21 protein-coding genes are annotated in these 24,941 nt (G+C 58.2%); 11 read left to right on the top strand and 10 right to left on the bottom strand.

All coding sequences use genetic code 11. From position 1 onward, the window contains the following. Positions 1-20 precede the first annotated feature (20 nt). The 7 genes from GS605_RS10610 to GS605_RS10580 all read left to right on the top strand — a co-directional run bounded on the left by GS605_RS10610 (position 21) and on the right by GS605_RS10580 (position 10,769). Positions 21-458: a GFA family protein gene (locus GS605_RS10610; RefSeq protein ID WP_152459664.1), complete on the top strand. Its 438-nt coding sequence runs from the start codon at positions 21-23 to the stop codon at positions 456-458. Beyond that, positions 455-4,987 carry a glutamate synthase large subunit gene (gene gltB / locus GS605_RS10605; protein ID WP_171723968.1) on the top strand — a complete coding sequence of 1,511 codons (4,533 nt, stop codon included), beginning with the start codon at positions 455-457 and terminating at the stop codon, positions 4,985-4,987. Before GS605_RS10610 ends, gltB begins: the two co-directional genes overlap by 4 nt. Before the next feature lie 180 nt (positions 4,988-5,167). After that, positions 5,168-6,082, top strand: coding sequence for a Hint domain-containing protein (locus tag GS605_RS10600; RefSeq protein WP_171723967.1), 915 nt, complete (start codon positions 5,168-5,170; stop codon positions 6,080-6,082). 39 nt (positions 6,083-6,121) lie between these two features. After that, positions 6,122-6,856, top strand: a complete 735-nt coding sequence (gene mtgA / locus GS605_RS10595; RefSeq protein WP_171723966.1) for a monofunctional biosynthetic peptidoglycan transglycosylase — start codon at positions 6,122-6,124, stop codon at positions 6,854-6,856. A gap of 58 nt (positions 6,857-6,914) precedes the next feature. Then, entirely contained in the window at positions 6,915-7,580 is a 666-nt protein-coding gene (locus GS605_RS10590) for a glutathione S-transferase family protein (RefSeq protein ID WP_171635778.1), read from the top strand. 75 nt (positions 7,581-7,655) lie between these two features. Continuing rightward, positions 7,656-8,693, top strand: coding sequence for a tRNA epoxyqueuosine(34) reductase QueG (gene queG, locus GS605_RS10585; protein ID WP_171635259.1), 1,038 nt, complete (start codon positions 7,656-7,658; stop codon positions 8,691-8,693). A 72-nt stretch (positions 8,694-8,765) separates the two neighbouring features. Then, positions 8,766-10,769, top strand: coding sequence for a hydantoinase/oxoprolinase family protein (locus GS605_RS10580; RefSeq protein WP_171723965.1), 2,004 nt, complete (start codon positions 8,766-8,768; stop codon positions 10,767-10,769). A 39-nt stretch (positions 10,770-10,808) separates the two neighbouring features. Here the strand turns inward: GS605_RS10580 and msrA are convergent, their stop codons facing one another. Next, entirely contained in the window at positions 10,809-11,321 is a 513-nt protein-coding gene (gene msrA, locus GS605_RS10575) for a peptide-methionine (S)-S-oxide reductase MsrA (protein ID WP_171635256.1), read from the bottom strand. After that, positions 11,321-11,767 carry a peptide-methionine (R)-S-oxide reductase MsrB gene (gene msrB / locus GS605_RS10570; protein WP_170345953.1) on the bottom strand — a complete coding sequence of 149 codons (447 nt, stop codon included), beginning with the start codon at positions 11,765-11,767 and terminating at the stop codon, positions 11,321-11,323. Before msrB ends, msrA begins: the two co-directional genes overlap by 1 nt. Positions 11,768-11,912: 145 nt before the next feature. On the opposite strand from msrB, the gene GS605_RS10565 reads away from it, so the two are divergent. Next, positions 11,913-12,434: a glutathione peroxidase gene (locus tag GS605_RS10565; RefSeq protein WP_171723964.1), complete on the top strand. Its 522-nt coding sequence runs from the start codon at positions 11,913-11,915 to the stop codon at positions 12,432-12,434. On the opposite strand, the gene GS605_RS10560 is transcribed toward GS605_RS10565, so the two are convergent. Further along, positions 12,410-13,297: a DMT family transporter gene (locus tag GS605_RS10560; RefSeq protein ID WP_171635254.1), complete on the bottom strand. Its 888-nt coding sequence runs from the start codon at positions 13,295-13,297 to the stop codon at positions 12,410-12,412. The genes GS605_RS10565 and GS605_RS10560 overlap by 25 nt on opposite strands. A gap of 182 nt (positions 13,298-13,479) precedes the next feature. Between GS605_RS10560 and GS605_RS10555 the strand changes: the two genes are divergently transcribed. Further along, entirely contained in the window at positions 13,480-14,676 is a 1,197-nt protein-coding gene (locus tag GS605_RS10555) for a BCCT family transporter (RefSeq protein WP_171724161.1), read from the top strand. Positions 14,677-14,877: 201 nt separating this feature from the next. Here GS605_RS10555 and GS605_RS21260 read toward each other — a convergent pair whose 3' ends face one another. The 5 genes from GS605_RS21260 to GS605_RS10530 all read right to left on the bottom strand — a co-directional run bounded on the left by GS605_RS21260 (position 14,878) and on the right by GS605_RS10530 (position 20,375). Then, positions 14,878-15,237, bottom strand: a complete 360-nt coding sequence (locus GS605_RS21260) for a CHAP domain-containing protein (protein ID WP_348539561.1) — start codon at positions 15,235-15,237, stop codon at positions 14,878-14,880. 479 nt (positions 15,238-15,716) lie between these two features. Then, complete coding sequence (locus GS605_RS10545) at positions 15,717-16,004, bottom strand: HU family DNA-binding protein (RefSeq protein WP_117871130.1); 288 nt, start codon at positions 16,002-16,004, stop codon at positions 15,717-15,719. A gap of 130 nt (positions 16,005-16,134) precedes the next feature. Further along, positions 16,135-17,598 (bottom strand): AMP nucleosidase, encoded by a 1,464-nt coding sequence (locus tag GS605_RS10540; RefSeq protein WP_171723963.1) that lies wholly within the window; start codon positions 17,596-17,598, stop codon positions 16,135-16,137. Then, positions 17,595-19,397: an adenine deaminase gene (gene ade / locus GS605_RS10535; RefSeq protein ID WP_171723962.1), complete on the bottom strand. Its 1,803-nt coding sequence runs from the start codon at positions 19,395-19,397 to the stop codon at positions 17,595-17,597. Before ade ends, GS605_RS10540 begins: the two co-directional genes overlap by 4 nt. 108 nt (positions 19,398-19,505) lie before the next feature. Then, positions 19,506-20,375, bottom strand: coding sequence for a LysR family transcriptional regulator (locus tag GS605_RS10530; RefSeq protein ID WP_171723961.1), 870 nt, complete (start codon positions 20,373-20,375; stop codon positions 19,506-19,508). Positions 20,376-20,487: 112 nt separating this feature from the next. Here GS605_RS10530 and GS605_RS10525 point away from each other — a divergent pair, with 112 nt between their 5' ends. After that, on the top strand, positions 20,488-21,243 hold the full coding sequence (locus GS605_RS10525; RefSeq protein ID WP_171723960.1) for a class II aldolase and adducin N-terminal domain-containing protein: 756 nt from the start codon (positions 20,488-20,490) through the stop codon (positions 21,241-21,243). Between the two features lie 57 nt (positions 21,244-21,300). Here the strand turns inward: GS605_RS10525 and GS605_RS10520 are convergent, their stop codons facing one another. Next, complete coding sequence (locus GS605_RS10520; RefSeq protein WP_171723959.1) at positions 21,301-21,933, bottom strand: class I SAM-dependent methyltransferase; 633 nt, start codon at positions 21,931-21,933, stop codon at positions 21,301-21,303. An 88-nt stretch (positions 21,934-22,021) separates the two neighbouring features. Between GS605_RS10520 and GS605_RS10515 the strand changes: the two genes are divergently transcribed. Then, a complete protein-coding gene (locus GS605_RS10515) occupies positions 22,022-22,867 on the top strand; it encodes an SDR family oxidoreductase (RefSeq protein ID WP_171723958.1) in 846 nt (281 codons plus the stop codon). 5 nt (positions 22,868-22,872) lie between these two features. On the opposite strand, the gene GS605_RS10510 is transcribed toward GS605_RS10515, so the two are convergent. Continuing rightward, positions 22,873-24,492 (bottom strand): GMC family oxidoreductase, encoded by a 1,620-nt coding sequence (locus GS605_RS10510; RefSeq protein ID WP_171723957.1) that lies wholly within the window; start codon positions 24,490-24,492, stop codon positions 22,873-22,875. Between the last annotated feature and the right edge of the window lie 449 nt (positions 24,493-24,941).

Genomic DNA, 24,941 nt, shown 5'->3' with positions numbered 1-24,941 from the left:
GGCGATCAGGAGGCTTCGAAATGCCTGAATTGCAAGGCCAATGCATGTGTGGCGCAGTTACAGTGACGGCAACTCCGGCGCGGGATGCGCTGGGGGCCTGCCATTGCGACCAGTGCCGGCGCTGGACCAGTTCCATGCTGGTGACGTTTCAGGCCGAAGAAGGCTATGCCGCGCTTGGACCGGTCAAAACTTTCACTTCCTCTGACTGGGCCGAGCGCGCCTTTTGCGCCGATTGCGGCTCGGCGCTTTGGTATCGGATCACGCTCCCGGGCGAGATGCACGGCCAGACGCAAATGGCGGCAGGTCTGTTTGACAACGCCGCAGGCAACCCGCTGAAACTTGAACTTTACATCGACAAAAAGCCCCAGGGATACGCGTTCGCAGGCGAACGCCGGCAGATGACCAAAGCCGAGGTCGAAGCCATGTACGCCCCCTCTGACGAAGGAGACAGCCAATGACCAAATATGATGCCGATTGGGTGCGGGCCGAAGAAGCCAAGCGCAAATGGATGGCTGAAAATGGTCTCTATTCCGAGGAAGAAGAGCATTCTTCCTGCGGTGTGGGTCTTGTTGTGTCCGTGGATGGGAAAGCGTCGCGCAAGGTCGTTGATGCCGGTATCGACGCGCTCAAGGCGATCTGGCACCGCGGCGCGGTTGATGCTGACGGCAAGACCGGTGATGGCGCGGGCATTCACGTGCAGATTCCGGTCTCGTTTTTCTACGATCAGATCCGGCGCACGGGCCACGAGCCCAAATTGGACGAACTGATCGCTGTTGGTCAGGTTTTCCTGCCGCGCACCGACTTTGGCGCACAGGAACAGTGCCGGACCATCGTGGAAAGCGAAGTTCTGCGCATGGGCTATTACATCTATGGCTGGCGTCACGTGCCGGTCGATGTCACCTGTCTGGGTGAAAAAGCCAACGCCACCCGGCCCGAGATCGAGCAGATCCTGATCTCGAATTCCAAAGGTGTGGACGAAGAGACCTTCGAGCGCGAGCTCTATGTCATTCGTCGCCGTATTGAAAAGGCCGCCTCGGCTGCGGGTATTTCCGGGCTGTACCTGGCGTCGCTGTCGTGCCGTTCAATCATCTACAAGGGCATGATGCTGGCCGAGCAGGTTGCCGTCTTCTATCCCGACCTGATGGACGAACGGTTTGAATCCGCCTTCGCAATCTACCACCAGCGCTATTCTACCAACACTTTCCCGCAATGGTGGCTGGCGCAGCCTTTCCGCATGTTGGCCCATAACGGCGAGATCAACACGCTGAAAGGCAACATCAACTGGATGAAAAGCCACGAGATCCGCATGGCGTCCTCGACGTTTGGGGATTATGCCGAGGATATCAAGCCGATCATCGCCGGAGGATCGTCGGATTCGGCCGCATTGGACTCGGTTTTCGAAGTTCTGGTGCGCGCGGGCCGCTCGGCGCCCATGGCGAAAACCATGCTGGTTCCGGAAAGCTGGTCGAAACAGGCGGTGGAACTGCCGCAGGCCTGGCGCGACATGTATTCCTACTGCAACTCGGTGATGGAGCCGTGGGACGGCCCCGCCGCGCTGGCCATGACGGATGGCCGCTGGGTCTGTGCTGGACTGGACCGCAACGGCCTGCGTCCGATGCGTTACGTCGTGACTGGCGATGGTCTTGTCATTGCGGGATCCGAGGCCGGCATGGTGCCGATTGATGAGTCCACAGTGACCGAAAAAGGCGCGCTGGGCCCCGGTCAGATGCTGGCTGTCGACATGAAAAAGGGCAAGCTGTATCGCGACACCCAGATCAAGAACAAGCTGGCGAGCGCATTGCCGTTTGGCGAGTGGGTCGGCAAGATCAACGATCTGGACGAGGCGCTGGCAGGTGTGACCGAAAAGCCGATATTCTCGGGCGAAGATCTGCGCAAACGCCAGATCGCGGCAGGCTATTCGGTCGAAGAGCTGGAGCAGATTCTTGCGCCCATGGCCGAAGACGGCAAAGAGGCGCTGGCGTCCATGGGTGACGATACGCCCTCGGCGGTTCTGTCCAAGCAATACCGCCCGCTCAGCCATTTCTTCCGCCAGAATTTCTCTCAGGTCACCAACCCGCCGATCGACAGTTTGCGCGAATACCGCGTCATGTCCTTGAAAACCCGGTTCGGGAACCTGAAGAACGTGCTGGATGAGGACAGCAGCCAGACCGAGATCATCGTTCTGGAAAGCCCCTTTGTCGGAAACGCACAATGGAATGAACTGGTTGGGCACCTCAACGCTCCGCTGGCCGAGATCGATTGCAGCTTTGAGCCCGGTCAAGGTGCGCTGAGCGCTGCTTTGGCCCGTGTCAGAGCCGAAGCTGAAGAGGCTGTCCGGTCTGGTGCCGGGCATCTGGTGCTGACCGACATGAACTCGGGTGAAGATCGGGTGGCGATGCCGATGATCCTTGCCACCAGCGCAGTGCACTCACACTTGACCCGTCAGGGCCTGCGGACGTTCTGTTCCTTGAACGTACGCTCGGCTGAATGTGTGGATCCGCATTACTTTGCGGTTCTGATCGGCTGTGGCGCGACCGTTGTGAACGCCTATCTGGCCGAAGACTCGCTGGCCGATCGTATCGATCGTGGGTTGCTGGACGGCACCCTGACCGAAAATGTCGCGCGCTATCGCGAAGCCATTGACCAGGGCCTGTTGAAGATCATGGCCAAGATGGGGATCTCGGTGATCTCGTCCTATCGCGGCGGCCTGAATTTCGAAGCTGTTGGCCTGAGCCGCGCGATGGTGGCCGAGTACTTCCCGGGTATGACCAGCCGTATTTCCGGCATCGGCGTCAAGGGTATCCAGGCAAAGGCCGAAGAAATCCACGCCAAGGGCTGGAACAGTGGTCTGGACGTGTTGCCGATCGGTGGTTTCTACAAGGCACGGAAATCGGGTGAAACCCACGCGTGGGAAGCGACCTCGATGCATATGATGCAGATGGCGTGCAACAAGGCGTCCTATGAGCTGTGGAAACAGTATTCTGCCAAGATGCAGTCGAACCCGCCGATCCATCTGCGCGACCTGATGGATTTCAAACCATTGGGTAAACCGGTGCCGATCGAAGAGGTTGAATCGATCACCTCGATCCGCAAGCGCTTTGTCACGCCGGGCATGTCGCTGGGCGCGCTGTCGCCTGAGGCGCACAAGACGCTGAACGTGGCGATGAACCGGATCGGTGCGAAATCCGACAGTGGTGAAGGGGGTGAAGACCCGGCGCATTTCGTGCCGGAGCCGAATGGTGACAACCCCTCGGCCAAAATCAAGCAGGTGGCCTCGGGCCGGTTTGGTGTGACCGCCGAATATCTGAACCAGTGCGAAGAGCTGGAAATCAAGGTTGCCCAAGGGGCGAAACCGGGCGAGGGCGGTCAGCTGCCGGGCATGAAGGTCACTGACCTAATCGCGCGTCTGCGGCACTCGACCAAGGGCGTTACGCTGATCTCGCCGCCGCCGCATCATGATATCTACTCGATCGAGGATCTGGCTCAGCTGATCTATGACCTGAAACAGATCAACCCGCGCTGCAAGGTGACGGTGAAACTGGTGGCGTCTTCCGGCGTTGGCACGATCGCTGCCGGTGTGGCCAAGGCGAAGGCCGATATCATCCTGATCTCGGGGCACAATGGCGGTACGGGTGCCTCACCCGCGACCAGCATCAAATATGCCGGTCTGCCATGGGAGATGGGCCTGACCGAGGCGCATCAGGTTCTGGCGATGAACAACCTGCGCGACCGGGTGACTCTGCGCACTGATGGCGGCCTGCGTACCGGGCGCGACATCGTCATGGCGGCGATGATGGGGGCCGAGGAATACGGCATCGGCACCGCCGCCCTGATCGCGATGGGCTGTATCATGGTGCGTCAGTGCCAGTCGAACACCTGCCCGGTTGGTGTCTGTACGCAGGACGAATCCCTGCGCGCCAAGTTCACCGGCAACGCCGACAAGGTGGTGAACCTGATCACCTTCTACGCGCAGGAAGTGCGCGAGCTGCTGGCCAGCCTTGGCGCGCGTTCCGTGGATGAAATCATCGGTCGGGCCGATCTGCTGGCGCAGGTTAGCCGGGGTTCGGCGCATTTGGACGATCTGGATCTCAACCCGCTGCTGATCACCGTCGATGGTGCGCATAACATCGTGTACAATCGCGACAAGGATCGGAACGCGGTGCCCGACACGCTGGATGCCGAGATCGTGCGCGATGCGGCGCGGTTCCTGAAGGATGGCGAGAAGATGCAGTTGTCATATGCCATCCAGAACACGCACCGCACCGTCGGAACCCGCATTTCCAGCCACATTGTGCAGAATTTTGGCATGCGGAACACGTTCCAGGATGACCACCTGCACGTGAAACTTCAGGGTTCGGCCGGTCAGTCCTTGGGGGCTTTCGCGGCTCCGGGTCTGAAGCTGGAAGTGTCGGGGGATGCCAATGACTATGTTGGCAAGGGCCTGTCTGGCGGCACGATCGTTGTGCGCCCGCCGCAGGTCAGCCCGCTGAAGGCGGACGACAACACGATCATCGGCAACACGGTTCTCTACGGTGCAACTGACGGCCATCTGTTCGCGGCTGGCCGCGCGGGTGAACGATTTGCCGTGCGCAACTCGGGTGCCAAAGTTGTGGTTGAAGGATGTGGCTCGAACGGGTGTGAGTACATGACCGGCGGCGTGGCCGTGATACTTGGTGACATCGGGGCCAATTTCGGTGCCGGGATGACCGGTGGCATGGCATATCTGTATGATCCCGAAGGCAAGGCCGAAGCGTTGATGAACAAGGAAACGCTTGTGACCTGCCCGGTCACCGTGGACCATTGGGTGGAGCAATTGAAAGCCCTGATCACGCGTCACGCCGAGGAGACCTACAGCCGCAAGGCCGCGGATATTCTCCAGCATTGGGACGTGGAAAAGGGCAACTTCCTACAGGTTTGTCCCAAAGAAATGCTCAACAAACTCAGCCACCCGCTGAGCGAAGAAGTCACGGCAGTTCCGGCCGAGTAAGCCTAAATTCCATCAAAATACTGGCCCCGCGTGCTATTTACAGCACGCGGGGCCCTGATTATTGTGAGGTTTCAGTGGAATTCTTGCCTGCTCTCCCGAATTTCGCCATGCTTTTTTCACCTTGTAGTGTTAGCCATGGCCTGTTTCGGTTTCTAATGGTGACAGAGTAGGGGCAACAGGATGCCAACGACATATCGCGATCAGTTCTTCACCTTTGATCCTGCAAGCCCGCCACCAGCGGGGACGGCCGTCGCGGTCAGCAATTTCACCCTGACTGATGCGAATGATGACAATCTTATTGACGCACCCAGTGGTGACACGGTCAACGGGCAAGACGTTACAAATTCCTGGCCAGGCGATACTGTAACGATCAACGTGTCAGGCGTTGGGAACGTGACCTATACAGGAACCACTTTCTACCTGGCCGATGGGTCTCGGGCTTTCACCCCCACAGACGGCCAGGTGCTGCAGCCCGGAACGCTGGTGTCGACCACTTTTGTTAACACGTCAGGCCCGCTGAATGTCGGTAACCTTGGGCCGCCGTGCTTTACGGCTGGGACCATGATCGCCACACCGGAAGGTGAGCGCGCGGTTGAGGATTTGAAGGTTGGTGATCTGGTCATCACGGTGGATCACGGACCACAACCCTTGATCTGGGTTGGGTGTACAACCGTCGCAGCCGAAGGCAAACTGGCTCCAATCCGTTTCGATGCCGGGGTGTTCGGTCTGGATCGCCCCTTGCTGGTTTCACCGCAGCACCGGATGCTGATCGAAGACTGGCAGGCGTCCTATCTGTTCGGCCATACCGAAGCGCTGGTTCCGGCGCATACTTTGGTCAACGATGACACCGTGACACGGGTCGAGGGCGGTGAGGTTGAATATTTCCATCTGTTGTTCAAACAGCATGAGATCGTTTTCGCCAACGGAGCGAAAAGCGAAAGCTATTATCCCGGGCACGCGTTGTCGGCTTCGGATCGCGAAACACAAAGCGAAGTGCTGCACTTGTTTCCCGAGTTGACCGGGCTTGATCCGATGTCGCTGAAAACCGCGCGCCCGATCGTTCATCCGCGCGAGGCGCGCGCTTTCGCGATTTAGGCCGTTTCAAACCGGAACCTTGCGTCGTATAGCTGAGACATGGCGAAGAAAGCAGCCCGCAAATCCGGCGGAAAAAAACGCAAGGCATCCAGAAAGAAGGAACCAGTGGCGCGGCAGATTCGCCGCTGGGCAACGCGAGCGGTCATGGCGGTTCTGGGCCTCGTGGTTGCTCTGGTCCTGATTTATTCGGTGGTGAACCCTCCTGTCACCCACACCATCTGGTCGGAATGGCGCCGGCTGGGAAAGGTTGAACGCGAATGGGTTCCGATCGAAGACATGGCACCGATCATGGCAAGATCAGTTGTTGCAGCCGAGGACGCAAATTTCTGCCTGCATTGGGGCTTTGACGTCGAAGCCATCCGCGATGCGCTTGAGGATGGCGGCAATCGTGGTGCCTCGACCATCACGCAACAGGTGGTGAAGAATGTGTTCCTCTGGCAGGGTCGCAGCTGGGTGCGCAAGGCTTTGGAAACCTCGATCACGCCGGTGGTTGAAATATTCTGGAGCAAACAGCGTATTCTTGAGGTGTATCTGAATGTCGCCGAAACCGGAAATGGCGTATTCGGGGTCGAAGCTGCGGCGCAACGCTATTTCAACACCAGCGCGGCAAAGCTGACTTCGGTTCAAGCGGCGCGGATTGCGGCAATCCTGCCGTCCCCGCGCAACCGATCGGTCACGGATCCGACTGCGCGCACCCGCAGACGGGCGGCTTCGATCCTCGATGGGGCGGCCACCATCCGCGCAGATGGTCGCGCAGATTGTTTCGAGGATTGAAACCCGCTATCTGCCAAGGCTAAATCTGTCGGGTATTCACTGGTTCGAATGGAAGTTCATGGCGCGTCTGTTTCACGTTCCCCTCTCTCCGTATTGTCGTAAGGTCCGTCTGTCGCTGGCGGAGAAGAAGATCGAGGTTGAGCTGGTAGAAGAGCGATACTGGGAACAAGATCCTGATTTTCTGCGGCGCAACCCGGCGGGAAAAGTGCCCGTATTGCGTCTGGACGGGCAGATCATGTCGGAAAGCGCGGCTATCTGCGAATACATCGAAGAAACCCGCCCAGAGCCACCTTTGATGCCGAAAACCCCCGAAGCCAGATTCGAAGTAAGACGCCTTGTCGGGTGGTTCGACGACAAATTTCACCACGAGGTGACATCGAAGCTGTTGTATGAGCGAGTGAACAAAAAGGTGACAGGACAGGGGTATCCGGACAGCAAGAATGTCAAACAGGGTGCCAAGGCGATCAAATACCATCTGGATTACATGGCGTGGCTGCTGGATCACCGCCGTTGGTTGGCGGGGGATCAGATGACATTGGCGGATTTTGCGGCCGCGGCACATCTGTCTTCGCTGGATTACATCTCGGACGTGGACTGGAACCGCAGCCAGGTGGTCAAGGACTGGTATGCCAAGATCAAGTCTCGACCGGCATTTCGGTCAATACTGGCGGATCAGGTGCCAGGGTTCCGACCGCCGCCCCATTACGCTGATCTGGATTTCTGATAGGGTGCGCAAGGGGGGCTGTCTGCCCCCCATCGCGCCATGGGCGCGATTCCCCCCGAGGATATTTTTGGCCAGATGAAGAGCGGATCGGATCTTAAGGAAAAGCTGGTGCAACAAGCCCAGGCAGAGGGGTTTGTTGCCTGTCGCGTGTGCCGCCCTTGGGATGTTCCACAGGTGCCGAAACGCTTGCGGGCCTATCTGGACGCCGGGTACCACGGGCAAATGGGATGGATGGCCGAGCGCACGCATTGGCGTGGCGATCCTGCCGCCCTTTGGCCCGCGGCGCAATCGGTGGTCATGTTGGCCGAAAGCTATACGCCGGAACATGACCCGACGGAGATCTTGAATCACCCGGATCGTGGTGCAATTTCCGTCTATGCGCAGAACAAGGACTATCATGATCTTGTCAAGAAGCGGCTGAAGCGGTTGGCGCGATGGCTGATTGCCGAAGCCGGAGGCGAGGTGAAAGTATTTGTCGATACCGCGCCAGTTCCCGAGAAGGCGCTGGGATATGCCGCCGGATTGGGGTGGCAGGGCAAGCACACCAATCTTGTAAGCCGCGAATGGGGAAATTGGGCCTTTATAGGGTCTGTTTTCACTACTCTGGACCTGCCGACAGACAATTCAGAGATCGATCATTGCGGGTCGTGCCGCGCCTGTCTGGACAGCTGCCCGACCGATGCGTTTCCGGCCCCGTATCAACTGGATGCACGGCGGTGCATTTCATATCTGACCATTGAACATAAGGGCCCGGTGGACCATGAGCTGCGCGGTAAGTTGGGCAATCGGATCTATGGCTGCGACGATTGTCTGGCGGCCTGTCCATGGAACAAGTTTGCCGTCGCAGCGAGCGATATGCGCTATGCCGCCCGTGACGATCTGAAAGCGCCCGGCTTGGAAGAACTGGCGGCGCTGGACGATGCCGCTTTTCGCGCAAAGTTTTCGGGCTCGCCGATCAAACGTATCGGCCGGGACCGGTTCGTGCGCAATGTTCTGTATGCCATTGGAAACTCGGGACAGCCAAAACTGAAAACAGTGGCTCAGCGTCTGTTGGAGGACCCGGATGAGACCGTGGCAGAGGCGGCGCGCTGGGCGGTGGAACAACTGTCATAATTGCCGCAAACGGGCTGGACGTGTCGTGCATAACCGCTAAACCCATCCACAGCGAACAGACAGGAGGACCCGATGACGTTGTCTTTGGGGGTAGATACGGGCGGGACCTATACCGACGCGGTGTTGATCAGGGATGAGAAAGAGGTCATCGCCTCGGCCAAGTCGCTGACCACTCGGGCAGATCTGGCGATTGGTGTGGGCAAGGCGATCTCGTCTGTGTTGGCAGAGGCGCAGGTCACACCGGATCAGATCTCGATGGCGTCATTGTCGACGACGCTGGCCACGAATGCTCTGGTCGAGGGGCAGGGTGGCCGTGTCGCGTTGATCTATATCGGGTTCAAGGACAGTGATCTTGAAAAACACGGGCTGAAAGAGGCGCTGAAGGGCGATCCGGCCCTGGTGATTGCCGGTGGGCATACCCATTCCGGTGGGCAAGCTGCCGCTTTGGATGTCGCAGCGCTTGAGGCCTTTTTGGATTCGCATAAGGGAATTTCCGGCTTTGCGGTTGCTGCTCAGTTCGCCACCCGCAACCCGGTGCATGAGTTGGAAGCGGCGCGCATAATCTCGGAAAGGACCGGGGCGCCGGTAACCTGTTCGCATCACTTGTCCGCCAAGCTCAATGGTCCGAAACGCGCGGTGACGGCTGTGCTGAATGCGCGGCTGATCGGGATGATCGACCGATTGATCGGGCGTGCACAGGATCAGCTGCATGCGCTGGGAATATCGGCGCCGATGATGGTGGTGCGTGGCGATGGCGCCCTGATGAGCGCGGAACAGGCCCGGGAACGGCCGATCGAGACTATTCTGAGCGGGCCTGCGGCTTCTATCGTCGGGGCGCGATGGCTTACCGGAGCGGACAATGCGCTGGTCTCGGACATCGGGGGAACGACCACTGATGTGGCGCTTATCCGGGACGGAAAGCCCGCGATCGATCCGGCCGGGGCGCAGGTGGGTGGGTTTCGCACCATGGTCGAAGCCGTGGCGATGCGAACCCACGGTCTGGGCGGAGACAGCCAGGTGCATGTTGTGGCTGAAGGGTTGCGGGGCGGTGTGTTCCTGGGCCCGCGTCGCGTGTTGCCCGTTTCGCTGATCGCGTCAGAAGCGCCCGACGTTGTGCATTCAGTACTGGATGAACAATTGCGGGCCACGACTGTGGGCGAGCATGATACGCGTTTTGCCCGCCGCGTGCCCGGCATCCATGCCGAAGGAGTCGGTGCGCGGGAAGAAAGCCTGCTGGAGAGGCTGGGAGATCGCGTTCTGCCCCTGAGCGCCTTGCTGCGGTCGCGGATGGAGAACGGGGCGCTGATGCGCCTGGTCGATCGCGGAATCATCCAGGTGTCTGGGGTTACGCCATCTGATGCCAGCCACGTGTTGGGGCGGGTTCGTGCCTGGGATGTCGATGCGGCGCGCAAGGCATTGGAACTGATGGCACGCAAACGGGTCGGGTCAGGGGATATGTTGGCAAACTCTCCCGAAGCGTTGGCACAGATGATCGTGGATCAATTGACGGAACAGACCAGTTTGACCTTGTTAGAGGCTGCTTTTGACGAAGAGCAGGTTGGTTTTGGTCTGCCTTCGCAAGACTTGGCGCGTCATGTGCTGACACAGCGCGGGTTGGCACAACACCGTGGGTTGCTGTCGCTGAGCGCTGCTTTGAATGTGGATGTGGTTGGCCTTGGGGCGTCGGCCCCCAGCTATTACCCTGCGGTGGGTGAACGGCTGCACTGCCGAATGATCTTGCCGGAACATGCGGGCGTGGCCAATGCGATTGGTGCTGTCGTGGGGCGGCTGACCCTGCGTCGCTCGGGCACGGTCACATCCCCGGCGGAAGGGCGATATCGTGTGCATCTGGAGGATGGCCCGAAGGACTTCGCCGCGTCAGAGGACGCCTTGGCCCTGTTGGAAAAGGTTTTGATGTCCGAAGCAGAGGGCGCAGTACGAGAAGCCGGCGCAGAAGACATTCGCGTGATCGTGGATCGTGACATCAAAACCGCGCGAGTCGAGGCAAAGGACGTTTTTGTCGAGGCCCTGATCACGGTCGAGGCAAGCGGGCGCCCGAGGGTGGCCGCAGGCTAGCCCCCCTGAAAGCTTCAGAGGGGCCGGGCAGGTGGTGCTTTATTCTGCTGCGCTTGAGCGTTTGGGCAGGACCCAATCCTGACGCGGGAAGTGGCAGGTATAGCCGTTCGGAATCCGCTCCAGATAATCCTGATGCTCTGGCTCGGCTTCCCAGAAGTCTCCGACAGGTTCGACCTCGGTCACGACTTTTCCGGGCCACAAGCCGCTGGCATTTACGTCGGCGATGGTGTCCAAGGCCACCTGTTTCTGGGTGTCATCCACGTAGTAGATCGCGGATCGATAGCTCATGCCGATATCGTTGCCCTGACGGTTGACCGTGGTCGGGTCATGGATCTGAAAGAAGAATTCCAGCAGGTCGCGATAGCTGATCCGAGACGGATCGAACCAGATCTCGATCCCTTCCGCGTGGGTGCCGTGATTGCGATAGGTCGCGTTGGGCACGTCACCGCCGGTATAGCCGACACGCGTACGCGACACGCCCGGCAGTTTGCGGATAAGGTCCTGCATCCCCCAGAAGCAGCCCCCGGCCAGTACAGCGCGTTGCTCGGTCATCAGATATCCTCCACATGAATCAGGTATTCGCCATAACCTTCGGCTTCCATCTCATCCCGATGAATGAACCGAAGCGAGGCAGAGTTGATGCAGTACCGCAAACCGCCATGTTCACGCGGACCGTCCGGGAAGACATGCCCCAGGTGGCTGTCGCCGTGTTTCGAACGAACCTCGGTCCGGATCATGCCATGCGTGGTATCGCGGAACTCTTCGACATGTTCGTGCACGATCGGCTTGGTGAAACTGGGCCAGCCACACCCGGATTCGTATTTGTGGGTCGAGGCAAACAGCGGTTCACCCGATACGATATCCACATAAATGCCGGGTTCCTTGTTGTTCAGGTATTTCCCGGTGCCCGGACGTTCCGTACCACTGCGCTGGGTGACGTGAAACTCTTCGGGCGAAAGCGCAGCAATGGCCGTGGGGTCTTTGGTATAGCGAGTCATGGATCCTCCGGCTGAAATAGTGTTTGCGCCATTATCTGGGGGCTGCGGGGTGGAAAGCAAAGCGATATTTCAAACCGCTCTCGCAGTCGTGCAAGTGATCTGAACAGCAAAGTCACGCGTATCTGAATAAAAGGGAGGACAAGACATGATGAGATTGCTGCTTTTGACTGCCCTGATCTTGCTGGGCCGCGCCATTCAGGCGGCGCCGCTGACCGGTGAGTTCGACTCGATCGACGGAGGCACATTGGCCATCGAAGAGTGGCGCGGCCAACCTATCCTGGTGGTCAACACCGCGTCCCAGTGTGGGTTTACCGGGCAATACAAGGCTCTGCAAAGGGTGCATGAGGACTATTCCGGCAAAGGGCTGGTCGTTCTTGCGGTTCCGTCGGATTCGTTCAATCAGGAACTTGGGTCCGCGGAAGAGGTGAAACAGTTCTGCGAGATGAACTATGGGCTGACCCTGCCGATGACGGATATCACTCCGGTCAAAGGGGCTGACGCTCACCCGTTCTACAAGGCCGTTGCCGCGCAGACCGGGTTCACGCCCAAGTGGAACTTCAACAAGATCCTGATCAATTCTGAGGGTGAGGTCGCAGCGACCTTCGGGTCAAATGTCAAACCCGATTCCCGCAAACTGCTGTCTCAGGTCGAGGCCTTGCTGCCTTGAACGGGTTGGCGTGAAAGCTGAACCGCAAGAATGCCAAGGGTTGTAACGGTGACGCCAACCGCATCCATGGCGCCGAGTTTCTCGCCCAGCAGGATCGCCGCGATGGTGACCCCGAATACGGGGTTCAAAAAGTGGAAGGTGGCGGCTCGTACGGCTCCGATCCGGTCCAACAGCAGGAACCAGATCAATGTCGCCAGCAAACCGGGGAAAAGGGTTGTGTAGGTAAAGGCCAGCGCCAGTGGCAACGTCGGGTGGATGTAAATGGTTTCAAAGACCGGAGCAGCCGCAAACAGCGCGGCTGAACCAACCAGCATCTGCAGGCCAACGACCATCATGAAATTCCCGCCGGATGTTGCACCGCGAACGGCCAAGGTTGCGAAGGTCAAGGCAAGAGCACCCACACCGCAAAGCGCGACGCCGAACATATCAACGCCCGCGCTGATCCGGCTGCTCATGATAAGGGCGACTCCGGCGAAACCGGCGAACAGACCCAAAACACCCAGTGGCCGCAGCTTTTCGCCGAAAATCAACCACCCCGCCAGCGCCACCAACAAGGGCATGGTGGATGCGATTATGGCCGCGACCGATGCCTCGACCGTTTGCATCGCATAAAAATTTAGACCCAAATACAAGGCATTTTGGCAGATCCCGAACAATATCGTTGCGCGCCACTGGTTTCGGGTCAGGTGCCAGCTTTGCCCCATCGCGCGGGCAATCATGACCCCCAGAACACCGGAGATCAGAAACCTCAAGGCCAGCGAAAACAGAGGGGACGCATCCGCCACGATAATACGCGCCGAGGTAAAGGCAGATGACCAGATCAGGGCAAATGTCAGCCCCATGGTTATGGCGCGCAGATCCATGGAGACCCCCTGTCACTTTGCGCGGACTGTTCCTGATTTTGGGATCGGTCGCAAGCGGTGCGCGTCAAAAAAGACACATGCGTGATGCAAGAAAAGTCTTGCGCATGTTTATATTGATTGACCAGCCAATTAAAGATATCGGCGGCAGGACCTGACATATCAAGGGAGGTTTGTCGGTGCTTCTGGAGTACATTCTATCGTTCGGCGTCCTGCTGGCATTGGGGCTGGTCGCTTTCTTCGTCGTGAAATGGTGGAACCTGCGCTGTGTCGGCGTGACACCGGTTCATCTGTTCACGTTCATCGCGATTCTGTTCACATCCGGCCTGGATGTCGGCCTGATCATGTTTCCACTGACCGAATTCGGAGGATACGCCGATGACCCGGCCTATGCCTTTGCCAACCCGCTGGCGATCGAGTTCGGATTCTGGGGTTTTCTGATCTGGGCCTTCTATTTCCTGACGGCCTTCTACTTCTGCGTGATCGAACCCCGCGTGAAGTTCTTTGAGATCCCGCTGGTCAAGCTGATCAACAACGTGGTGATCATTGGCACCTGTGCCTTCACCGCCAGCCTGTTCCTGATCTACCTGCCCGGCTATCTGCCCGAGGTCGGCGATGGTGAATCCGTCGTTACCACCTTCTACATCATCGTGTTTGTCGTCATTCTGGCGGCGGCCTATTCCTCGACCGATCTGAAATACGTTCGCATCCTGTCCGTCGGTTCGACCTTTTTGTTCCTTGCCCTGATTCTGGGCATGTGGGCAGCCGCAGGTATGGGCGTGACCGGGTTCGTGGAAACCGGCAGCAATATCGGCGCCTATTTCGCCAACCTGCACAAGTTCGTCCTGCCATTGACCGACTATCACGCGTTCTACCTGTTCTGGTGGTTTGCATGGTCGATCATGATCGGACAGTTTACGTCGCGCTTTGTGGGTGGCCTGACCACGTGGCAGTTGCTGGCGGCGCTGTTGATCTTCCCGTCGATCCCTCTGGGGATCTGGTTCACCGTTCTTTACTATTACCACCTGAACGACATCAGTACCGCTGGCATCACCAACATTGCGATGGTGATCGTGGGTGTGACGTTCGTGATCAACTCATTGGACTCGCTGATCCGTCTGTACACAGACAACCTGAACCTGACCGTCGAGCGGTTCGGAAAGGCGATCTACGTGGCGGGCAACGTCGCACTGCTGTTTGTCCTGACCCTGTTGTTCCAAAGCCAATGGCTGCAAATCCAGTGGATTGGAGCAGTCGTGGTTGGACTGTATCTGGCTTGCGTCGTCTATATCCTGATCACCAAACGCCAAGAGGTATTGAGCATCGACTCGATGCCAGAAGATCGTGATCTGGACTTCCACAAGGTTGAAACGGTCCACTGACCGGACCAGAGACACGGAACAGAAACGGGCACCTCTGGTGCCCGTTTCTATTTTTACCGACAATATCGCAGCTTTGGACAATCTGCGGGCTTTTCAACCGCGCGACATCCCAACCCGGGCGGCGGCTGCCTTTACGGTACGATCAAAAGGAATGTTGCCCGCGCTGCGATCAACTCGCCCGTGAAATGAAGTTGGGCAAGGCTATTCGTCAACCGCCGGATAGATGAACCCGTTTACCGGGTAGGGATTGCCGTAGTGGCCCGGTTGGCTTTCAACCCGAACCAACGTCCAGTCATTGTTTTTGGAGACGTCCCTGACGCCCATCTTCAACGACACCTTGTTTCGGTGCCAGTTGGCATGATTCACGATGACTTCCCGGTCGGTGACGATATCGGATACGACAGCCACATGGCCCAGGGGCATTCCTCGGGTCGCCCGAAACGACATAACCGCACCAACAACCGGTTCCTTGCCGCGCTCAAACACTTGCTGCGCCCGTCCCCACCAGTCTTTCGCATTGCCGCGAATTTCAATACCGCTGAGGTCTCGGGCGTAGGGCACGCACCATACTCTTTGACCTCTGGCCCGCTTTTTCGAGACCTCTTGCAGCGCCATCAACTGGCGTTCAGGGTCGAGATTCGCATTGGTGGTGTTTTGCGCGCAGGCAGAGACAAGAGTGATAAGACCCACCGCAATCGCGGAACGGGCGCTGCCGGACAAGCGCGGCCAAGTTGTTTTCTTTTTACAGACGCTGTTTTGCAAGATATTTCATTGCCGGTTCGAAGACTGACGAAGTTGTAAGGTGATCAGACAAGTCTTGAAAAGAGGCCCGCAAACACCATGGCAAGATTTTGCCAGTTCTCTGACCCAGGTTCAGGTCAATGGCTGCCCTTGAAGGCGCATTCTCACCTTGGTGGCGAATACCGGGCCGAAATATGTTGTGCGAAACGGGTTCAAAACCCGCAGGCACAGAATATTCAAGACGATAGAAAAAAGAGCCCCCCAAAGGCGGCCCTTTATCGTTGGCTAAAAAGTTGAAATCAGCCGTTTACGCTGTCTTTCAGTGCCTTGGCGATGGTCATTTTCACAACCTTGTCGGCTTCCTTGGTGAAGGTTTCACCAGTGGCCGGGTTGCGGACCTGACGCTCGGGCCGCTCGCGGCAGTAGATTTTGCCGACGCCGGGCAGGGTCACTGCGCCACCGGCCGAAACTTCGCGGGTAATCAGGCCGGTGATGGCCTCCAGCGCAGAGTTTGCGGATTTCTTGTCGGTTCCCATTTCCTCAGCGAGAGCAGCAACCAGCTGAGTCTTTGTCATAGGCTTTGCCATTTCTTGGTCTCCTTAACGTGCCCGATCTATAGGGCCTCACCGCGTAACTGTAACGGGATATTGTGGCCAAACACAACGAATAGTAGCGCTGAAACCCCTAAAAATATGGGGAAAACGTTGCTTTTTTGCGTCAGAGGAAGGCCGTTTCGTCGAAGGAGCGCAGTTTCCGGCTGTGCAAACGCTCCAACGGCATGCCGCGCAGATGCTCCATCGCTTTGATGCCGATGGCCAGATGTCGGCTGACCTGAGTGGTATAGAACGAAGACGCCATGCCCGGCAGCTTCAATTCTCCGTGCAGGGGTTTGTCCGACACGCACAGTAAAGTGCCATACGGAACGCGGAACCGATAGCCGTTCGCGGCAATGGTGGCACTTTCCATATCCAGCGCGATTGCCCGGGATTGGCTGAGTCGCTGGACCGGGCCGGACTGATCACGCAATTCCCAGTTTCGGTTGTCGACCGAGGCCACAGTGCCCGTCCGCATGATCCGTTTAAGCTCATACCCTTCCAGCTCCGTCACCTCGGCCACGGCGTGTTCCAGCGCCACCTGAACTTCTGCCAGAGGCGGGATCGGCACCCAGACGGGCAGATCGTCATCCAGGACCTTGTCCTCGCGCAGATAGGCGTGGGCCAGAACGAAATCGCCCAATGCCTGCGTATTGCGCAACCCGGCGCAATGGCCAACCATTAGCCACGCGTGCGGGCGCAGAACGGCGATATGGTCGGTGGCGGTTTTTGCATTGGATGGGCCAACACCGATGTTCACCAAAGTAATCCCCGAACCATCTTTGCGCTTCAGGTGATAGGTCGGCATTTGCGGCAGTTTCAACGGTTGTTCGATAGGTGCTTTGGGGTCCGTGATTTCGGCATTGCCGGTTGAAACAAAGCTGGTATAGCCGCTGGCAGGGTCCGCCAATTGTTCTCGGGCGTAGTTTTCGAATTCCGAGACATAGAACTGGTAGTTCGTAAACAACACGTGATTCTGAAAGTGACCTGCATCGGTGGCGGTGTAGTGCGCCAATCTGGCAAGCGAATAATCCACGCGCTGGGCGGTGAAAAGGGACAAGGGCCCAACAGCATCCTCATGGACATGCACGCCATTGACGATGTCATCATTGGTGGTTGTCAGGTCCGGAACATCAAACACATCGCGCAGGGTGAAGTCGGCTGCGCCCTGATGAGGCACGACCAGATCGGGATTGTTTGCCACGGCAAAATGCACCGGAATCGGTGTGCCCGACGCCGCAATTGTCACAGGCTGACCATGGTTCTTGATTAACAGGGCAATCTGTTGGGTCAGGTAGGATCTGAACAGATCCGGGCGCGTCACCGTCGTGGCATGAACACCAGGTTCAGACACATGGCCAAAGCTCAGGCGGCTGTCGACTTGGGAATAGGTCGAGGTTCTGATGCGAATTTCCGGATAATAGGCTCTGAATCGTGCGGCAGGTGCCCCATTTTCCATGGCGTCCGCAAAGCTGTCGCACAGGAAATTGGTCGCCTGCACGTACAGCTCTTCCAACCGGGCGACAGCGGCGGCGGGATCGGTAAACTGTTCTGGCGCGGGTGCTTGTGGTGTCAGGAGTGTCGTCATGCCAATGGTTCCAGAAGTTCTATTTTTTCGAATGTGCGTACGTCGACCAACCCGAGATCCGATATTCGAAGCTCGGGAATCACGACCAGCGCCAGCAATGAATGCTGCATGTACGCGTTGTTCAGATGACAGCCGCAGTCCTGCATCGCCTGCACCATCCTGTCGGCCTTGGCCGCGACTTCGGCGGCGGGACTGTCGGACATCAGGCCTGCGATCGGCAGTTCGACCAGCGCCAGTTCCTGCCCGTCCCGGAACAAGGTGATGCCACCGCCCACTTTGGCCAGACGGTTGGCGGCCAGCGCCATCTGATCGCGGTCCGTACCGACGACGATCATGTGATGACTGTCATGCGCCACGGTCGAGGCCATGGCCATTTTTCCCTGATAGCCAAAGCCCGAAACAAAAGCGTTGGTGACGCCCCCGGTGGCCCGGTGCCGCTCGACCAGCGCGATCTGGCACACCTCGCCTTCGCCCTCGACCAGCCCGCCTATGATCGGCAATTCGGCCTTCAACGCCTTGGTCGGGGCCTGGTTTTCCACCACGCCGATGACGTTGGCCTGAACTTTGTTGGCCCCTTCCGGTGCCTTGATCTCAAAATCGGCCGACGTCAGCGCATGCCCCAGATGAACGGTATGGCGCGATTTTTCGGGCCAGTTCAGATGTGGACAATCCACTTTGATTGCACCGTTTTCCGCGACAACCTGCCCGCGGGCTATCACCATCTCAACCGGCAGTTCGGCTAGATCCGAGCTGAGGATGATATCCGCCCGCCGCCCCGGAGTAACGGAACCGATCTCGCGTTCCAGCCCGAAATGCGTTGCCGTGTTGATCGTGGCCATTTGCAGCGCGACCAGGGGGTCGCATCCGCAAGCAATGGCATGGCGCACGACGCGGTTCATATGCCCGTCATTCACCAATGTGCCGGAATGACAGTCATCTGTACAAAGAATGAAGTTGCGCGGATCCAGCCCTTTTTCTGTCACGGCCGTAATCTGGCTTTCCACATCATACCAGGCCGATCCCAGACGCATCATCGAGCGCATCCCCTGCCGAACCCGTGCAATAGCGTCGGCCTCGCATGTGCCTTCGTGATCATCCGCCGGGCCACCCGCCACGTAAGCCGCAAAATCAGGCCCTAAATCAGGCGAAGCATAGTGCCCTCCGACCGTTTTCCCGGCCCGTTGAGTGGCTGCAATCTCGGCCAGCATCTTGGGATCACCATGGATCACGCCCGGGAAATTCATCATCTCGCCCAGCCCGATGATACCCGGCCAGTTCATCGCCTCGGCCACGTCTTCGGGCGTGATCTCATAGCCCGTCGTCTCCAACCCCGGTGCGGAAGGCGCGCAGGATGGCATCTGAGTGAAAATATTGACCGGTTGCATCATGGCTTCGTCATGCATCATGCGCACGCCGTCCAGACCCAGCACATTGGCGATCTCATGCGGATCGGTGAACATGCTGGTCGTTCCATGCGGGATGACGGCACGGGCGAATTCGGCTGGGGTGAGCATCCCGGATTCGATATGCATATGCGCATCACACAAGCCGGGCAGAATGTAGCGCCCTTGTGCTTCGATGATTTCCGTATCCGGCCCCACGCAATGCGAGGCATCCGGTCCGACGAATGCTATGCGCCCGGCAACAATCGCCACAGAATGATCCGGCAGCAATTCGCGGCTGTGTACGTTCACCCAGGTTCCGCCCTGAATGACCATGTCCGCCGCCTCGCGTCCGGCTGCAACTGCGATCAATTTGGGGGCGACATCGGGCCAGCTTGGGAAAGGTGTGTATTCCATGGCTCAACTTTCACGAATGCGTCAGCGGGTGCAACCCCGGTTCTTCGATGTTGGGGATTCCTCATACATGTTGGGCACGTCTTTTGGTTCTGGCGCGTGCGTTTCCCATTACACCTCAGACCCGATCTCACGCCGCACCCAGTTGGCAAAGGCCACAGCGCCGGGTGTGTCCTCGGCCTGCGGGGACAGCAGCAGATAGTAGGACTCGGGCATTCGCGCACGGTGCTTGAACGGCGCGACCAGCTGACCGCGCTTGATCAGATGACTGGCGATCGTGTCATGTGCCAGGCAAAGACCACCGCTAGCCATGACCGCTGACAGGCAAACCAGATAGGTCGTCGCGTAGGTTATCGACGGATTTTCCCAATTCAGACCCTGATCTTCCGCCCAGCTTGGCCAGTTGGACAGCAAGTTGGAGCAGTCGAACAGTGGCTGTTCCTGGAGGTTTTCCAAGCATACCGGATAGTCTGGTGCGCAGACCGGATAATAGTGTTCGGTGCGCAGAATTTCGGTTCGGACCGTGTCGGACGGACGAAGCGAAAACCGAATCTCGACCGCTGCGCCTTCGGCCATTTCGCGCGGTTCCCAAAGCTCGGTGAAGACGTTCAATTGAACATGTGGATGTTCCGCCCGAAATGCCGGCAGGCGCGGGGCCAGCCAGTTGACGGCAAAGCTGATGTTGCATTGCACTTGAACCGCGTTTGGTTGCGCACCGGTAACCGCCCGGGTTCCGCGCATCAGTGTCCGGAAAGCCTCTCGCACGACTGGCAGATAGGTGATTCCGGCCTCGGTCAGTTCCAGAGCTTTGGGGCGGCGCAGAAACAGTGGCTGCCCCAGATGCCCTTCCAGAGATTTAATCTGCTGGCTGACGGCGCTTTGCGTCATGTTCAGGTCTCGTGCCGCGCCGGTAAACGAGAGATGGCGCGCGGCGGCTTCGAAAGTGCGCAACCAGCCCAGCGGAGGAAGCGAGTTCTGCATCTACATAACCTCGGCATAAGTTCAGCTAATGGGATAGTTGCGTTTTTTTCGTTGGTCAAACTGCCAGGCCCCATGCAGGTTTGGCCACGACCAGCCGCGAAAGGAGCCAAGCATGAGCCTCACCAGTCTTCGTCCCAATATCGACCATTGGTCCGAGCGCGTGGATATGGCCGCCACCTTCCGCTGGACTGCCCGGCTGAACATGCATGAGGCGGTTGCCAACCATTTCAGCCTGGCGGTCAACGATGACGGCACGCAATTTCTGATGAACCCCAATCAGGTGCACTTTGCGCGCATTCGTGCCTCGGATCTATTGTTGCTGGATGCCAATGACCCGAACGTGATGGAACAACCTGGCGCGCCGGACCCGACGGCCTGGGGGCTGCACGGTTCAATCCACCGCCACTGCCCGCATGCGCGTTGCGTCATGCATGTGCATTCGATCTTTGCGACTGTTCTGGCCTCTTTGGCCGACAGTTCATTGCCGCCGATCGATCAGAACACGGCGACCTTTTACAACCGTTACGTGGTAGATGAAGAATTTGGAGGTCTGGCCTTTGAAAGCGAGGGTGAGCGCTGCGCCGGGATGCTGTCCGATCCCAGGAAGAAGGTCATGATCATGGGCAATCACGGTGTTCTGGTCATCGGCAGCGACCCTGCGGATGCCTTCAACAGGCTGTATTATTTCGAACGCGCGGCCGAAACCTATATTCGTGCCTTGCAGACCGGGCTGCCCCTGCGCGTCTTGTCGGATGAGATTGCCGAAAAAACAGCGCAAGAGCTGGACGATTATCCCGATCAGGCCGAAGCGCACCTGCGTGAGATCAAAGCGATCCTTGATTCTGAAAGTTCGGACTACGCGACCTGAGGCAAAGCGATGCGCATGGTCGAGGCGGGTGGCCTGATTGTATCCGAATAACCGGATTCAAACCCGTTCAAACAAAGCGATCAAAGCGGTGTCATCCTTGTTGGGGCCAGCCGCGAGATCTCCGTATATGCGGACTTCGGGCAGGGTCAGGTTGCGAATCTGATCCTGTTCCAATTCACGGAAAGCGTCGGCAAAACCCAGTTCCTTGAAATGGCGCGCATTGATCGAAAGCGTAAACTGCGCCCCGTGCCGCGCCACGCGTAACAGCGCGGGCAACACCTCGGGGCCCAAATGACCATGTGTGAACGTGCCGGATGAAACTATGCCGGAATAGCTGTGGCGCGGAACGGGGATGCCCTGTGTCAGATCAGCCTCGATCGCGTCCCGGTAAATATCCTTGCGCATCGCCTGATCCAGCATCTCTGCGCTGATGTCGGTTGCATCAATGGGTCCGACGCCAAGCGCCGACAGCACCGCGCCGCACAAGCCGGTTCCTGCTCCGACATCCAGAACGGGCCCCTGACCGCCCGCGCCGACAAATGCCCGTGCCGTGTGGGTGTGAAGCTGATAATCTTCGCGCGCGGCGAAACCGTCATCATAATCTCCTGCCCATTCCGCATAGAGCTGTCTGTTCTCGTCCGGAGAACTCAGCGCATAGGCCGAATGCAGGTCAGGTTTTTTTTTGCTCATGGCCAACAGAAAGGCGCAATCGAAGATTCGATTCAAGTGCGTCCATGCGGCGCTTGCATCCCGGTACGACGCAGATCATCAAAGGGGCATGACCAAGACGCTCTTTTCATTCGGCCATGGCTATTCTGCCCAGGCCCTGTCCCGAAACCTTGCCCCGAAGGGCTGGAAAATTTTTGGCACGACGCGAGACCGTGAAGGGACGGATGCAATCCGGGCCTCTGGCGCCGAGTCGCTGATCTGGCCGGGTGAGACACCGAACCTTGATGGGGTGACCCATTTGCTGATCTCGACGGCGCCAGATGAAGCGGGTGATCCAGTGTTGGCGGTGCTGGGCGATGAAATCGCCAAGCGGTCCGGTCAGTTCGATTGGGTGGGCTACTTGTCGACAACGGCCGTCTATGGCGACCATCAGGGTGGCTGGGTGGATGAGGACACGCCGCCCACACCGACCGCCAAGCGCGGAAGATGGCGTATGCTGGCCGAGGAGCAATGGTCGGCCATTCCGGGCCTGCCTGTTCACATCTTCCGTCTGGCGGGTATCTATGGGCCGGGGCGCGGTCCGTTTTCCAAGCTCAAGCGTGGTGGATTGCGGCGCATTATCAAACCGGGGCAGGTGTTTTCGCGCATTCATGTGGAAGACATCGCGCAGATCCTGGAAGCCTCGATGATGAAGCCGAATCCGGGAAGCATCTACAATGTATGTGACGATGAACCGGTCCCGCCGCAGGATGTCATAGGATACGCAGCCGAGTTGCAGGGTTTGCCCCTGCCTCCTGCGGTCCGGTTCGACGACGCCGATCTGACGCCGATGGCGCGCAGTTTCTACAACGAAAACAAGCGGGTTCGAAACGACCGGATCAAGGAAGAACTGGGTATTGATCTGATCTATCCCAATTACCGTGTCGGGCTGGAAGCCCTGATGAAAGGCAAGTAGCGTCTTTACATCGCCGCCGCTTTGATCATGTCCGCCGCTTTTTCGGCAATCATGATGGTGGGTGCGTTTGTATTGCCCGACACCAATGTCGGCATCACCGAGGCATCGACGACCCGCAGGCCTTCAAGCCCGCGGACGCGAAGCTGGGGGTCGACGACCGCCATTTCGTCCACGCCCATTTTGCAGGTGCCCACGGGGTGATAGATCGTGTCGGCGCGGGCGCGGATGTGCTCCTCCCAATCCTGATCGGTCTGGGCGGTATCAGTGCCGAACAGTTCTTTTTGCCGGTACTTGGCCAAAGCCGGCGCGTTGAGGATATCCCGCGCCATTCGCGCTCCTTTGATCATGGTTTCCAGATCGCGTTTGTCCGACAGAAACGCCGGATCGATGGCGGGCGCCGCCGTGGGGTCTGCGCTGTTCAGGCCTACGGCCCCCCGACTTTCTGGCCGCAGCTTGCAAACATGGCAACTATACCCGTACCCGTAATGCAGTTTGCGGGCATGGTCATCGACCATAGCGATGGTGAAATGCAGCTGAATGTCGGGACGCTCCAGATCGGGCGTGGTTTTCAGAAACGCTGCGCCTTCGGCAAATGGCGTAGCCGCCATCGAGACGCCCGTCTTGCTCCACCGTTGAATATGTCGCAACAACCGCGCTGCCCCTGCCGGGCCGATACCAAAATTGTCGGTGTCTGTGGTTTTGAAGATCAACGCGAAATCCAGATGATCCTGCAAGTTTCGTCCCACGCCAGGCAGCTCGTGGTGAACCGCGATTCCGTGCGGATCAAGGTCGCTTTTTGCGCCAACACCTGAAACCTGAAGCAGTTGCGGCGTTTTCAAGGCCCCTGCGCACAGCAGGACTTCGCGTTTCGCCCGAATTGTGATGTCTGCGCCTTTGCCTCTCACACGGTATACAACGCCCGTTGCGCGCTTGCCCTCAAAGCACAGCCTTCTGGCATGTGCATGCGTGATGACCGTCAGGTTCGGTCGGTCGGAAACCGGGAAAAGATAACCAGCTGCCGCGGAACACCGTTCCCCATTCTTTGCCGGGTCGTGAAACTGGGTAACCTGATATAGACCGACGCCTTCGTTGTCGCCCCGGTTGAAGTCTTCGGTATGGCGGTGTTGCAACTGCTGTGCGGCTTGAATGAACGCATGGGTGATTGGACGAGGCTCTTTTTGCCGTGAAACCTGCAACGGCCCGCTGTCACCATGCACGCTGTCGGCGCCAAGCTCATTGTTCTCGGCCCGTTTGAAGTAAGGCAATACACTGTCCCAGTCCCAGCCGCCGCAGCCCAGATCGGCCCAGCCATCATAGTCCTGCCGCTGACCTCTTACATACAACATGGCGTTGATCGCGCTCGAGCCGCCGAGTGCCTTGCCGCGCGGTTGATATCCTCTGCGCCCGTTCAGACCGGGCTGCGGGACCGTTTCAAAGGCCCAGTTGTTGATTCTGGGACGCCCCGGAAGTGCGGTAACAACAGCCGCAGGCATTCTGACGAAAAGGCTTTTCCCACCGCCACCTGCTTCAAGCAGGCAAACACTTGTGGATGGATCTTCGCTCAGGCGGTTGGCCAGAACCGATCCGGCCGAACCGCCGCCTACGATGATATAATCGAAATCCATGCTGCCTTGTGCACCTCTTGCGGCGTTTTTGTTTCTTTGACTGGTCGGGCAGGGTTACCACCTTCCTGGTGAGAGTGCGTTAATGGAGCAAAAAAACAACTGTGACCCAAAGTCAGTATTTGCGTAACCCAGCCTTTTCTTGTTGGTCAGATCCGGGCTGTACGCAAGGTGCAGTAAGGTTTTGCAGATCGTTTCTGTCTGCCGAACCCCTCGATTCCCCCGCAAGGGCAAGTTTTGGGGTTCCTTCCTGGGATATCCGCACGTTCCAGGCGGTCTGAAGATCTTGATTTGTTAATGTAACTTACTGTTTTAATTAACAAACACAAGAAATCGATGCGAAATGCAAAGTTTTTTGAAAATGGGGGTTGCAGGTCTCAGGCCTAATCCGTAAATACCCCTTCACCGGCGCTGCTGAGGCGCTGGGACGCGGCGGAAGCGGCGGTTACGCT

Origin of the sequence: Ruegeria sp. HKCCD7559, assembly GCF_013110575.1 — a bacterium.
Lineage (GTDB): Bacteria > Pseudomonadota > Alphaproteobacteria > Rhodobacterales > Rhodobacteraceae > Ruegeria.
Note: the sequence above shows the minus strand (reverse complement) of the source record. Positions and strands in the feature narration are given on the sequence as shown.

What these genes read in the sequence shown, in the direction of transcription:
- GS605_RS10610 (WP_152459664.1), top strand. Translation starts at nt 21, where the DNA reads ATGCCTGAATTGCAAGGCCAATGCATGTGTGGCGCAGTTACAGTGACG.
- gltB (WP_171723968.1), top strand. Translation starts at nt 455, where the DNA reads ATGACCAAATATGATGCCGATTGGGTGCGGGCCGAAGAAGCCAAGCGC.
- GS605_RS10600 (WP_171723967.1), top strand. Translation starts at nt 5,168, where the DNA reads ATGCCAACGACATATCGCGATCAGTTCTTCACCTTTGATCCTGCAAGC.
- mtgA (WP_171723966.1), top strand. Translation starts at nt 6,122, where the DNA reads ATGGCGAAGAAAGCAGCCCGCAAATCCGGCGGAAAAAAACGCAAGGCA.
- GS605_RS10590 (WP_171635778.1), top strand. Translation starts at nt 6,915, where the DNA reads ATGGCGCGTCTGTTTCACGTTCCCCTCTCTCCGTATTGTCGTAAGGTC.
- queG (WP_171635259.1), top strand. Translation starts at nt 7,656, where the DNA reads ATGAAGAGCGGATCGGATCTTAAGGAAAAGCTGGTGCAACAAGCCCAG.
- GS605_RS10580 (WP_171723965.1), top strand. Translation starts at nt 8,766, where the DNA reads ATGACGTTGTCTTTGGGGGTAGATACGGGCGGGACCTATACCGACGCG.
- msrA (WP_171635256.1), bottom strand. Translation starts at nt 11,321, where the DNA reads ATGACCGAGCAACGCGCTGTACTGGCCGGGGGCTGCTTCTGGGGGATG.
- msrB (WP_170345953.1), bottom strand. Translation starts at nt 11,767, where the DNA reads ATGACTCGCTATACCAAAGACCCCACGGCCATTGCTGCGCTTTCGCCC.
- GS605_RS10565 (WP_171723964.1), top strand. Translation starts at nt 11,913, where the DNA reads ATGATGAGATTGCTGCTTTTGACTGCCCTGATCTTGCTGGGCCGCGCC.
- GS605_RS10560 (WP_171635254.1), bottom strand. Translation starts at nt 13,297, where the DNA reads ATGGATCTGCGCGCCATAACCATGGGGCTGACATTTGCCCTGATCTGG.
- GS605_RS10545 (WP_117871130.1), bottom strand. Translation starts at nt 16,004, where the DNA reads ATGGCAAAGCCTATGACAAAGACTCAGCTGGTTGCTGCTCTCGCTGAG.
- GS605_RS10540 (WP_171723963.1), bottom strand. Translation starts at nt 17,598, where the DNA reads ATGACGACACTCCTGACACCACAAGCACCCGCGCCAGAACAGTTTACC.
- ade (WP_171723962.1), bottom strand. Translation starts at nt 19,397, where the DNA reads ATGGAATACACACCTTTCCCAAGCTGGCCCGATGTCGCCCCCAAATTG.
- GS605_RS10530 (WP_171723961.1), bottom strand. Translation starts at nt 20,375, where the DNA reads ATGCAGAACTCGCTTCCTCCGCTGGGCTGGTTGCGCACTTTCGAAGCC.
- GS605_RS10525 (WP_171723960.1), top strand. Translation starts at nt 20,488, where the DNA reads ATGAGCCTCACCAGTCTTCGTCCCAATATCGACCATTGGTCCGAGCGC.
- GS605_RS10520 (WP_171723959.1), bottom strand. Translation starts at nt 21,933, where the DNA reads ATGAGCAAAAAAAAACCTGACCTGCATTCGGCCTATGCGCTGAGTTCT.
- GS605_RS10515 (WP_171723958.1), top strand. Translation starts at nt 22,022, where the DNA reads ATGACCAAGACGCTCTTTTCATTCGGCCATGGCTATTCTGCCCAGGCC.
- GS605_RS10510 (WP_171723957.1), bottom strand. Translation starts at nt 24,492, where the DNA reads ATGGATTTCGATTATATCATCGTAGGCGGCGGTTCGGCCGGATCGGTT.